Source organism: Bradyrhizobium sp. CCGUVB23 (assembly GCF_024199885.1).
GTDB lineage: Bacteria > Pseudomonadota > Alphaproteobacteria > Rhizobiales > Xanthobacteraceae > Bradyrhizobium.
Genome location: NZ_JANADQ010000001.1, coordinates 7,304,735 through 7,316,945 on the forward strand (window position 1 = coordinate 7,304,735; position 12,211 = coordinate 7,316,945).

A 12,211-nucleotide genomic window follows, 5' to 3' on the forward strand; every position below is an offset into this window, starting at 1 on the left:
ACCGGCCAGCGCGCCGAAATCGAAAAGAACATATTGCGAACTTGGAACAAACGGTGTACGGTACTTTTATCGCCGACCCGCTTCGCCAATCGTTTGTCGCAACGCCGAATCCCCGCCATAAGGAGTACGACCAGATGTCCGCCACTGCCCTGCGTATCGTCGAAGGATCTTCCATGGACAAGAGTAAAGCCCTGGCTGCCGCGCTCTCTCAGATCGAGCGCCAGTTCGGTAAGGGTTCGGTGATGAAGCTCGGCAAGAGCGACCGTTCGATGGACATCGAGGCGGTGTCCTCCGGCTCGCTCGGGCTCGATATTGCACTCGGCATCGGCGGCCTGCCCAAGGGGCGCATCGTCGAGATCTACGGGCCGGAATCCTCGGGCAAGACCACGCTGGCGCTGCACACGGTGGCGGAAGCGCAGAAGAAGGGCGGCATCTGCGCCTTCATCGACGCCGAGCACGCGCTAGATCCGGTCTATGCGCGCAAGTTAGGGGTCAACATCGACGACCTCCTGATCTCGCAGCCGGACACCGGCGAGCAGGCACTGGAGATCTGCGACACGCTGGTGCGCTCGGGCGCGGTGGACGTGATGGTGATCGATTCGGTCGCCGCGCTCGTGCCGAAGGCCGAGCTCGAGGGCGAGATGGGGGAATCGCTGCCCGGTCTTCAGGCGCGGTTGATGAGCCAGGCGCTGCGCAAGCTGACGGCCTCGATCAACAAGTCCAACACCATGGTTATCTTCATCAACCAGATCCGCATGAAGATCGGTGTGATGTACGGCTCGCCGGAAACCACGACCGGCGGCAACGCGCTGAAGTTCTACGCCTCGGTCCGCCTCGACATCCGCCGCATCGGCGCGATCAAGGAGCGCGACGAGGTCGTCGGCAACACCACGCGCGTGAAGGTGGTGAAGAACAAGCTGGCGCCGCCCTTCAAGCAGGTCGAGTTCGACATCATGTACGGCGAGGGCGTTTCCAAGATGGGCGAGATCCTCGATCTCGGCGTCAAGGCCGGCATCGTCGAGAAGTCCGGCGCCTGGTTCTCCTATGACAGCCAGCGCCTCGGCCAGGGCCGCGAGAATTCCAAAGCGTTCTTGAAGGCCAACCCCGACGTCACCGCCAAGATCGAGACCGCGATCCGCCAGAACTCCGGCCTGATCGCCGAGCAGATTTTGGCCGGCAATCCCGAGCGCGACGCCGACGGCGAGGAGCCGACGGAGGAGTAGGACCTAGCTAGATAATTTTCGCGAGGAGCGGGCGCTGAGGACGTTGAGTTGCCGACGTCTTCGGCGCCCGTTTCGTTTGGGCGCTGAGTGGGGCACGAAGCGGCTGATTTTGACCAACAATTGGCTCTGGCGTTTTCGGCCCTGTTTTAAGCAAGCCTTGAGGCCACGAAGCCATGACACGGCTTATTCTGACAACAGACTCGTCCGCTGCCGGTGCTCTCGAACGCCGTGGCCTTGACGATCTCGTGATCGCGATTGGGCGTCGGCTTGTCTGGGGACCGTTGCCATCCGGCGCGGAGTTCGAAGCATTCTTTGCGCCGCGTAAGTCGCAGCCACGCGGTCTTCATTGGCTCGATGATACGCCACCCTGGCGCCCCGAGAAATCGGGTGCGAAGGATCGTGGATTGATCGAACTGCTTGCGGAAAGTGATTCCGTCGAATTGTGGATAGGCCCAGAGCCGAATGCGCAATTGATTCTGCTCTGGCTGCTCGAGCATTGGGGCAGTGGGAGCGTGGCGGGTTCCAAAATCGTGATGCGCCACTTGGACATCGCCGTCGGTGGCATCGATCCACAGCAGCTTGCGAAGCTTAACCCGCCGGCTGTTCAGATCACACACGATCACCTCGAACTGGCCGGTCGTGCGTGGCGGGCCTACCGAGCGTCGACCCCCAAGGGCTGGATCGAGCTCATCAAAGCGGATTTGAGCCTGCCGCAGCTTGGTCCATGCGCGTGGGACCTCCTCGAAGAGCTTCCGAGTGTCGCTACCGGTCTTGGGGCCACGGAAACGCGGATGCTGGAGTTAATCGCACCAGGCGAGGTGCAGCCCTTCGATGTCTTCCCAGGGCATCAGAAGCGCAACGAGCGGCGTGTTTTCGATTACTGGGAAGTCGGGGCCCTGCTTGACGGACTTGCGCGGTGTCCATGGCCGGCGGTGTCGGGACTGGATGAGGGGCCCTTTTCGCTGGCCATGCACGAGGACGCAGGTCGTCATGAACTGTACAAGCGGTCGCGATTACGGCTCACCGAACTCGGAACAGCGGTGCTGGCAGGAGAGGAGGACTTCCGCCGCCATAACCCGATCCAGCGATGGTGGGGCGGCACTGAATTGAACGGCGATCGACTGTGGCGCTGGGACGCAGAAGGCCGCTCGTTGATCGCGCCTGCCTGATGTGCGCGTGCTGCTTGGGGCGTAAGCATTTTTTGTATCAATTTTGATCGAGAGGCGACCGTGTCACATTTGATCCTTGCTACGAATGGCCTGGCGGCAGGCACCCTGCGCCAGGCTGGAATGATGAACGTTGTCCTCGGCTTTTGCCTTCGCTTCGTCTGGGGCCGGTTGCCGTCCGAGGAGCAGCTTGTGATGGGGCTGGAGCCGCGTTCAGCGAAGCACTGCAACATCGGCGATCACTGGCTCGATGACGTACAGAAGTGCCAGCTGAAAGGTTTCGGCACGCGAGATATCGGCTTTTTCGAGCTCTGCGAGAAATTCGATTCGATCGAAGTGTGGGTTGATCCGCAGCCAAACGATCAACTCGTGCTGGTCTGGCTGCTCAACCTTCTTCGCCCATACAAGGAGATCACGACCAAGCTGAGCCTGGTGCACACGGACGACGCCGTCGCGGGGTATCAGCCGGAATCAGTGGCGGAATGGAAGTTGCCGGCGTTCAAAGTTGCGGATAGTCACCTGACACTTGCGAGCCGTGCATGGCGCGCTTGGCGAGCGCCGACGCCCGAACCGTGGTTCGATCTACTCGCGAAGGATCTGACCATCCTTCCTCGATTGCGATCGGCCGTCATCACCATGCTCGCAGAGTTGCCTGATGTACAATCCGGACTCGGCGAAAACGAAATGGGCATGCTGGGGTGGATTGAAGACGAAGGTACCGAGCCACGAGAGGTGCTCCGTGCGGTTGAGTACCGCGAGGTGTTCGACGAGCTGGAAGCCGGTGAACTGCTCCGGGCGCTGGCGCAGGGTCCGGCACCCGCAATCATTGAACTTGGCGAGGTGCCGCTGGATACGAGTGAGGAGGCCCGTCCCTATCCATTTAGGGGAGGCCGGATCGCGCTTACTGAACTTGGGCGCGCCATTATGGCAGGCGAGGAAGACTTCTCCCGCCATAGCTCGATCCATCGTTGGTGGGGCGGTACTGAACTGACCAACGAACGGCTCTGGCGTTGGGACCCAAAAAGCCGTTCGCTGGTGGCACCCTGAAGTCCTACTCCGCCGCCTGCGCGTAGTCGCTCACCGGCGGGCAGGAGCACACGAGGTTGCGGTCGCCATAGACGTTGTCGACGCGGCCGACCGGGCTCCAATATTTGTCGGTGCGCGAGACGCCATCGGGGAAGCAGCCCTCAGTGCGGGTGTAGGCACGGGTCCAGTTGTCATCCGCGATGTCGTGCACGGTGTGCGGGGCGTTGCGCAGCGGTGACGCTTCGATCTTGAAGCGGCCGGCCTCGACTTCGGCGATTTCTTTGCGGATCGCGATCATGGCGTCGCAGAAGCGATCGAGCTCGGCTTTCGATTCCGACTCGGTCGGCTCGATCATCAGCGTGCCCGGGACCGGGAAACTCATGGTCGGGGCGTGGAAGCCGTAGTCGATCAGCCGCTTGGCGATGTCGTCGACGGTGACGCCGCTGGTCGTCTTCAACGGGCGCGGATCGATGATGCATTCGTGCGCAACGCGACCCTTCGCGTTCTTGTAGAGCACCGGGAAATGCGCATCCAAACGTGCCGCGACATAGTTGGCGTTGAGGATCGCGATCTCGGTCGCACGCTTCAACCCTTCGCCGCCCATCATCAGGATGTAGATGTAGGAGATGGTCAGGATCGAGGCCGAGCCGAACGGCGCGGCTGAGACCGGACCGACCGTCGCATTCGGATTGGTTGAGGGATGGCCGGGCAGGAACGGCGCAAGATGCGCCTTGACGCCGATCGGGCCCATGCCCGGGCCGCCGCCGCCATGCGGGATGCAGAAGGTCTTGTGCAAATTGAGATGGCTGACGTCGGCGCCGTAGTCGCCGGGCCGTGACAGGCCGACCTGCGCATTCAAATTGGCGCCATCGAGATAGACTTGGCCGCCATGACGGTGCACGATGTCGCAGATCTCCCTTATGTGCTCCTCGAACACGCCGTGCGTCGAGGGATAGGTGATCATCACAGCGGCGAGATCGTTCGAATGCTTCTCGGCCTTGGCGCGGAGATCGTTGACGTCGACGTCGCCGTTCTTCTCGCAGGCGACAACCACCACCTCCATGCCGACCATCGCGGCCGAGGCCGGATTGGTTCCGTGGGCGGAGGAGGGGATCAGGCACACCTTGCGATGCGCCTCGCCGCGCGCGGCATGATAGTCACGGATGGCCAAGAGCCCGGCATATTCGCCCTGCGCGCCGGAATTCGGCTGGAGCGAGATCGCGTCATAGCCGGTGATGTCGCACAGCCATTTTTCCAGCCGCGCAAACAGCGCGTGATAGCCGCGTGCCTGCTCGCTTGGCGCGAACGGATGCAAGCTGCCGAACTCCGGCCAGGTCAGCGGCATCATCTCGGTGGTTGCGTTCAGCTTCATGGTGCACGAGCCCAGCGGGATCATGGCGCGGTCGAGCGCGAGATCGCGGTCGCTGAGCTTGCGCATGTAGCGCAGCATCTCGGTTTCGGAACGATGCGCATGGAACACCGGATGGGTCAGGAAGGGCGTCGTCCGCTTCAATGCGTCCGGCAGCGTCTCGCGCGTGGTCGCGTCGATCTCGGCATAGGAGAGGTTGCCGCCGAACGCACGCCAGACCGCCTCAACGGTCGCCGGCGTCGTGGTCTCGTCGAGCGCAATGCGCAGGGCGCCATCACCGAGGCCGAGATTGATCGTCTCGGAAGCCGCGCGCGCGACGATCTCGTCGCGCTTCGCGCCGACGTCCACGCTGACCGTGTCGAAAAAGTTTTCGGAGCGCGGCGCGAAGCCGAGCTTGCGCAAGCCCGCGGCCAGCACCGCGGTGCGGCGATGCACGATGCGCGCGATCTGCGAGAGACCTTCGGGGCCGTGATATACGGCGTACATCGAGGCGATCACCGCAAGCAGAACCTGCGCTGTGCAGATGTTGGAGGTCGCCTTCTCGCGGCGGATATGCTGCTCGCGGGTCTGAAGCGCGAGGCGATAGGCGGGTGCGCCACGCGAGTCCACGGAGAGGCCGACGATGCGGCCGGGCAGCGAGCGCTTCAGCGCATCGCGCACCGCCATGTAGGCCGCGTGCGGGCCGCCATAACCCATCGGCACGCCAAAGCGCTGCGCCGAGCCGATCGCGATATCCGCCCCTAACTCGCCGGGCGAAGCGAGCAGCGTCAGCGCCAGCAGATCGGCGGCAACGATCGCAAGCGCGCCCTTGGCGCGAAGCGTCGCAATGGCCGGCCGCAGGTCGCGCACCGCACCCGAGCTGCCGGGATATTGCAGCAGCGCACCAAGCACGTCTGTGTTGTCGAGATCGGTGAGGGGATCGCCGACGATCAGGTTCCAGCCCAGGGGTTCGGCGCGGGTGCGCATCACCGCGAGCGTCTGCGGATGCACGTCCTTGTCGACGAAGAAGGCTTGCGCCTTCACCTGTGAGTGCCGCTCCGCGAGCGCCATGGCCTCCGCCGCGGCCGTCGCCTCATCGAGCAGCGAGGCGTTGGCAACATCGAGCCCGGTGAGATCGCAGATCATGGTCTGGAAGTTGAACAGCGCTTCCAGCCGGCCCTGGCTGATCTCGGGCTGGTAAGGGGTATAGGCCGTGTACCAGGCGGGGTTTTCCAGAATGTTGCGCTGGATGACCGCGGGCAAAATGGTGCCGGAATAGCCCTGGCCGATCAGCGAGGTGAAGACCTGGTTTTGCGCCGCGAGCTCGCCCATATGCGCGATCGCTTCCGTCTCGCTCAGGGGCTTGCCGAGATCGAGGGGGGCCGCCTGCCGGATCGAGGCGGGCAGCGTCTCCGCCATCAGCGCGTCCACGCTTTTCGCGCCGACGGTGTCCAGCATCGCCGCGACATCGCGCGCGGAGGGGCCGATATGGCGGCGTACGAAAGAGGCGGCGGTATCGCCGTTGGATTTGCGGTGCGCGGTCATCATCGGTCCTCGCTTTACGCCGTGTGCGCCTTGTAGGCGGCTTCATCCATGAGGCCGCCGAGCTCGCTCTTGTCGGCAATCTTGATCTTGAAGAACCACGCCTTGCCTGCGGCGTCCGAATTGACCAGCGCCGGCTCATCGACGACCGCCTGGTTGACCTCGAGCACTTCGCCCGAGATCGGCGCATAGACGTCGGACGCCGCCTTCACGGACTCGACCACGGCCGCAGCTTCCGTCTTCTTCAGGGCGCGGCCGACCTTGGGCAGCTCGACGAACACGACGTCGCCGAGCTGCTGCTGGGCGTAATCGGTGATGCCGACGGTTGCGACATCGCCCTCGATGCTCAGCCATTCATGGTCGGAGGTGTACAGCGTCGTGGTCATTCTCGGTCCTCAGCGTTTGTAGGTGTTTTTCACGAATGGCATGGCGGCGACGGTGAGCGGCAGCCGCTGGCCGCGCACTTCGGCAAAGAGCTTTGTGCCGAGCGCGCTTTTCGCGGTGGGCACATAGCCCATCGCCACCGGTGCATTCAGGCTCGGGCCAAAACCGCCGGAGGTGACGGTGCCGATCGCTTCGCTCGACGTCGCATCCGCAAACAGCAGCGCGCCTTCGCGCACCGGCGCGCGGCCCTCGGCCCGCAGACCGACGCGGCGGCGGTTCGCGCCCTGGTCGAAATGGGCGAGGATCTTTTGAGCGCCCGGAAAACCGCCGGCGCGGGCGCCACCGGTGCGGCGGCTCTTCTGCACCGACCATTCCAGCGCGGCCTCGACCGGCGTGGTCGCGGTGTCGATGTCGTGGCCGTAGAGGCAGAGCCCGGCCTCGAGCCGCAGGCTGTCACGGGCCCCTAGCCCGATCGGCAACACATCGGAATTTGCGAGCAGCGCCTTGGCGAGGCGTTCGGCATCGCCTGCGGGAACCGAGATCTCGAACCCGTCTTCGCCGGTATAGCCCGAGCGCGACACGAAGCAGTCGATGCCGTCGACCTTGCGCGGGCCCGCGTCCATGAATTTCATGGACGGCGCCTCTGCACAAAGTTTCGCCAGCGCGGCTTCGGCCTTCGGACCCTGAAGTGCGATCAGTGCGCGGTCGTTCAGCGAATCGATGATGCAGTCATCGGCGAGGTGCGCGCGCAGATGCGCCTCGTCCTCGGCCTTGCAGGCAGCATTGACGACCAGGAACAGGTGATCGCCGAAATTGGCGACCATCAAATCGTCGAGGATGCCGCCGTCGGGATTGGTGAACTGGGCATAGCGCTGCCGCCCCGGTGCAAGCGCCACGATGTCCTGCGGCACCAGACGCTCCAGTGCTCTTGCCGCGTCCTCGACCTTGCCGGACTTCGGCCGGAGCGCGATCTGGCCCATATGGGACACGTCGAACAGGCCGGCGGAACTGCGGGTATGCAGGTGCTCTTTCAGGACGCCCGCCGGGTACTGCACAGGCATTTCGTAGCCCGCGAACGGCACCATCTTGCCGCCAAGGGACACGTGCAGCCCGTAGAGGGGGGTACGTCTGAGGGAATTTTGGTCGTCGCACGCAAGCATCACAGGGGCCCTCGCGGTTCCCGGGGAGGATTCCCCGAAAAACCAGTCGAAGCCCCATCTGTCGCTGTGCCTGAGAGTATTATCCCGTCGGCGGGTGCCACCCGGGCTTCGATGCCCGTCGGCGCCTCTTTCCAGATGCTGTCAAAGCCACGCGGTCCTTTTGCCTGAGAGTTTCCGGGGCGGTTGCTCCTTCGGCGCCGGCACCAAAGCCGGTCTCTCCCGACGTGGCCGTACGATACAGGTAGGTACAGAACACAGGCCAGCCAAGGCTGTCAACGCACCTGCAGCAGCTATCAACGAGGATTGCGCGCCTGCGGCAACCCTCTGATCTCTCTGCACAGTTTCTGGACAGGGCAGCTCACCTTGTCTAAAAGCGCTATCGCCCGCAGATATCAGCCTTGATGTCGAGTTTGGATGGCTCTGGCGGGTCCTATCACCCGATTGGATGAACATGAGCGGCGTCAACGAGATCAGGTCGACCTTTCTGAACTTCTTTGCCAAGAACGGCCACGAGATCGTGCCGTCCTCGCCATTGGTGCCGCGCAACGATCCGACGTTGATGTTCACCAATGCCGGCATGGTGCAGTTCAAGAACGTCTTCACGGGCGTCGAGAAGCGCCCCTATCAGCGCGCCACCACTTCGCAGAAATGCGTGCGCGCCGGCGGCAAGCACAACGACCTCGACAATGTCGGCTATACCGCGCGCCATCTCACCTTTTTCGAGATGCTCGGCAACTTCTCCTTCGGCGACTACTTCAAGGAGCGCGCGATCGAGCTCGCCTGGAATCTGATCACCAAGGATTTCGGGCTGAAGAAGGACAAGCTGCTCGTCACCGTCTATCACACCGACGACGAGGCGGCCGGCTTGTGGAAGAAGATTGCTGGCTTCTCCGACGATCGCATCATCCGCATTCCGACCTCGGACAATTTCTGGGCGATGGGCGATACCGGCCCGTGCGGGCCGTGCTCGGAGATCTTCATCGATCGCGGCGAGCACATCTGGGGCGGGCCTCCGGGCAGCCCGGAAGAGGACGGCGATCGCTTCCTCGAATTCTGGAATCTCGTGTTCATGCAGTTCGAGCAGGTGACGAAGGAGGAGCGCCAGCCGTTGCCGCGCCCCTCGATCGACACCGGCATGGGGCTGGAGCGCATGGCGTGCATTCTGCAGGGTGTCGACAGCGTCTTCGAGACCGATCTCTTCCGTCAGCTGATCGATGCGACCGCGTCCGCGCTCGGCAGCGGACCGAATGAGCAGACCGTCGCCTCGTTCAGGGTCATCGCCGATCATCTGCGCTCCTCGGCCTTCCTCGTCTCCGACGGCGTGCTGCCCTCGAACGAGGGCCGCGGCTACGTGCTGCGCCGGATCATGCGCCGCGCGATGCGCCATGCGCAGCTCCTGGGCGCGAAAGAGCCGCTGATGCATCGCCTTGTCTGGGCGCTGGTCCGCGAGATGGGCCAGGCCTATCCGGAGTTGGTGCGCGCGGAAAAGCTGATCGAGGAAACGCTGCGGCTGGAAGAGACCCGCTTCCGCAAGACGCTGGTTCGCGGCCTTGCGATCCTCGACGAGAAGAGTTCCGGCTTGAAGAAGGGCGACATGTTCGACGGTGACGTCGCCTTCACGCTCTACGACACCTACGGCTTCCCGCTGGATCTCACGCAGGACGCGCTGAAGTCGCGCGGCATCAGCGTCGACCAGTCCGCCTTCACCGACGCGATGGAACGCCAGCGCGAGAAGGCGCGTGCCTCCTGGGCGGGCTCGGGCGAGGCGGCGAGCGAGGCGATCTGGTTCCCGTTGCGCGAGAAGCTCGGGGCCACCGAATTTTTGGGCTATGAGACCGAGAGCGCCGAAGGCGTCGTTGCTGCACTGGTCAAGGACGGCAAGGAAACCGACAGCCTCAAGGCCGGCGAGACCGGTGCGCTCGTGCTGAACCAGACGCCGTTCTATGCGGAGTCCGGCGGCCAGGTCGGCGACACCGGCGTGATGGTCGGCGAGGGCGGAATCAAATTCCGCGTCACCGACACGCAGAAGAAGCTCAGCGATCTCTTCGTGCATATCGGCACGGTGGAGCAGGGCACGCTGAAGGCCGGCACCGCGCTCCAGCTCGAGGTGGACCACGCGCGCCGTTCCTCGATCCGCGCCCATCACTCGGCGACGCATCTGCTCCACGAGGCGCTGCGTCAGGTGCTTGGCGATCACATCGCGCAGCGCGGCTCGCTGGTCGCGCCCGATCGCCTGCGCTTCGACTTCGTGCATCCCAAGCCGATCACGCCGGAGGAGCTCGCCCGCGTCGAGGACATCGCCAACGACGTGGTGCTGGAGAATGACGAGGTTACCACCCGCGTCATGGGTGTGGACGAGGCCCGCGAGGCCGGTGCGCGTGCGCTGTTCGGCGAGAAATATGGCGACGAGGTTCGTGTCGTCTCCATGGGCAAGACCGCGCGCGAGCACGGCGCCAACGCGCTCGGCTGGTCGGTCGAGCTCTGCGGTGGCACCCATGTCAAGCGCACCGGCGATATCGGCCTGATCACGCTGACGAGCGAGAGTGCGGTCGCCTCCGGTGTTCGCCGCATCGAGGCGCTGACCGGACGCCATGCGCGCAAGCATGCCAACGACACCATGGCGCTGGCGAAGACCGCAGCGGCCGAGCTGCGCACCTCGCTCGAGGATGTGCCGGCGCGCATCACCGCGCTGATGGACGAGCGCAAGAAGCTCGAGCGCGAATTGTCCGACGCCCGCAAGAAGCTTGCGATGGGCGGCGGTGCATCGTCCGGCAATGGCGCTGCCGCTGGCGTGCGCGAGGTCGGCGACGTCAAGCTGATGGCGCGTGCGGTCGAAGGCATCGAGATGAAGGATCTCAAGAGCCTTGCCGACGACGGCAAGAAGCAGATCGGCTCCGGCGTCGTCGCGATCGTCGGCGTCACCGAGGACGGCAAGGCCGGCGTCGTGGTTGGTGTCACCGCCGACCTCACCTCGCGTTTCAACGCCGTCAACCTGGTTCGCGTCGCCTCCGAAGCGCTCGGCGGCAAGGGTGGCGGCGGCCGGCCTGACATGGCGCAGGCTGGCGGGCCCGACGGCGCCAATGCGGCGGCGGCGCTCTCGGCGATCGAAAAAGCCATGGTCGGCGCGTAAACACCGTGCGCCTCGTTCCGCGAGGACGTGGGCTTCGCGATCCCAATTTGAGGGATCGCCTCTACGAGCTCCTGGAGCACGATCCGCTGGCCTATTCCGCCGGGTCGCGCTTCATCCAGGTGATCATTGCCGTGATCGTGCTCGACGTCGTGGCAATGACGCTTGCCTCGGTGCCGGACCTGGACGCGCAATTCGACGCGCTGTTCTCGGCGATCACCATTCTGTCCGTGATCGTGTTCGCGTTGGAATATGTGGCGCGGCTGTGGACGGTCGCGGGCCATACGCAGCGCAAGGGGTCGGCGCTTGCCGACCGGCTCTCCTACGTCTTCTCCGCGCTCGGCATCATCGATCTCATGGCGTTCCTCCCCGCCGCGATCGTGCTTGCCACCGGCCGGCACGCGACGCTGGCTGCGCTCGGCGTGCTGCCGTTCTTCAAGTTGATCCGCTATTCGCCGGCGATGCGCTCGCTGTTTGCAGCCGTCCATGCCGAACGGCGCGCTTTGATCGGATGCATCGTCATCCTGATCGGCGTGGTGCTCACCTTCGCCTCGCTCCTCTATGCCATCGAGCGCGAGGTGCAGCCGGAAAAGCTCGGCACCATTCCGCAGGCGATGTGGTGGGCGATCGTGACGCTCGGCACGGTCGGCTATGGCGACGTCGTGCCCGTGACGCCGCTTGGCAAATTCGTGTCCGTGTTCGCCATCATCAGCGGCTTTGCGATGATCGCGCTGCCGGTCGCGATCATCTCCTCGGCATTTGCCGAGGAGGTGAGGCGCCGCGACTTCGTCGTCACCTGGGGCATGCTGGCGCGGGTGCCGCTGTTCTCGAACCTCTCGGCATTGGAGATCGCCGACATCATGCGGCTGCTGCGGGCACGCACCATCGAGCAGGGTGAGATCCTGGTTCGCCGTGGCGATGCTGCCTCGTCGATGTATTTCATTACGGCCGGCGAGGTCGAGATTTCACTCCCGAGCCAGCGTGTGCGGCTTGCCGACGGCACTTTCTTCGGCGAGATCGCACTGCTGCACAAAACCAAACGCAGCGGCACGGTGACCGCCACGCGCAAGACCCGCCTTCTGGTGCTCGACGCCCAACATTTTCATGCCCTGATCGAACGCATGCCGACGCTCGCCGCGCATGTGCACAACACGGCTAAGGCGCGGCTCGAAGAGACTGGCGACCTCGCGGCGACCGAGCTCGCGCAGGCGGAGCGCGAGGGCACCGACCGCTGA

At 64.2% G+C, this 12,211-nt stretch carries 8 protein-coding genes and 1 riboswitch; of the genes, 5 read left to right on the forward strand and 3 right to left on the reverse strand.

The genetic code is table 11. From position 1 onward, the window contains the following. Positions 1-134 precede the first annotated feature (134 nt). The 3 genes from recA (at position 135) to NLN62_RS33825 (ending at position 3,436) form a co-directional block, all read left to right on the forward strand. Positions 135-1,223 (forward strand): recombinase RecA, encoded by a 1,089-nt coding sequence (gene recA, locus NLN62_RS33815; RefSeq protein WP_027527840.1) that lies wholly within the window; start codon positions 135-137, stop codon positions 1,221-1,223. A gap of 173 nt (positions 1,224-1,396) precedes the next feature. Then, positions 1,397-2,392, forward strand: a complete 996-nt coding sequence (locus NLN62_RS33820; protein WP_254111687.1) for a hypothetical protein — start codon at positions 1,397-1,399, stop codon at positions 2,390-2,392. Between the two features lie 60 nt (positions 2,393-2,452). Then, a complete protein-coding gene (locus NLN62_RS33825; protein WP_254111688.1) occupies positions 2,453-3,436 on the forward strand; it encodes a hypothetical protein in 984 nt (327 codons plus the stop codon). A 4-nt stretch (positions 3,437-3,440) separates the two neighbouring features. Here NLN62_RS33825 and gcvP read toward each other — a convergent pair whose 3' ends face one another. The 3 genes from gcvP to gcvT are packed head-to-tail and all read right to left on the reverse strand — an operon-like array spanning position 3,441 to position 7,849. After that, positions 3,441-6,308: an aminomethyl-transferring glycine dehydrogenase gene (gene gcvP, locus NLN62_RS33830; RefSeq protein ID WP_254111689.1), complete on the reverse strand. Its 2,868-nt coding sequence runs from the start codon at positions 6,306-6,308 to the stop codon at positions 3,441-3,443. 14 nt (positions 6,309-6,322) lie between these two features. Next, positions 6,323-6,691, reverse strand: a complete 369-nt coding sequence (gcvH, locus tag NLN62_RS33835; protein WP_027527836.1) for a glycine cleavage system protein GcvH — start codon at positions 6,689-6,691, stop codon at positions 6,323-6,325. A gap of 9 nt (positions 6,692-6,700) precedes the next feature. After that, positions 6,701-7,849 (reverse strand): glycine cleavage system aminomethyltransferase GcvT, encoded by a 1,149-nt coding sequence (gcvT, locus tag NLN62_RS33840; RefSeq protein ID WP_027527835.1) that lies wholly within the window; start codon positions 7,847-7,849, stop codon positions 6,701-6,703. Positions 7,850-7,992: 143 nt separating this feature from the next. Next, positions 7,993-8,081, reverse strand: a riboswitch (glycine riboswitch). 219 nt (positions 8,082-8,300) lie between these two features. Here gcvT and alaS point away from each other — a divergent pair. Together alaS and NLN62_RS33850 are read left to right on the forward strand one after the other, a co-directional pair. Beyond that, a complete protein-coding gene (alaS, locus tag NLN62_RS33845; RefSeq protein WP_027527834.1) occupies positions 8,301-10,979 on the forward strand; it encodes an alanine--tRNA ligase in 2,679 nt (892 codons plus the stop codon). Positions 10,980-10,984: 5 nt separating this feature from the next. Continuing rightward, positions 10,985-12,211: a cyclic nucleotide-gated ion channel gene (locus NLN62_RS33850; protein ID WP_027527833.1), complete on the forward strand. Its 1,227-nt coding sequence runs from the start codon at positions 10,985-10,987 to the stop codon at positions 12,209-12,211.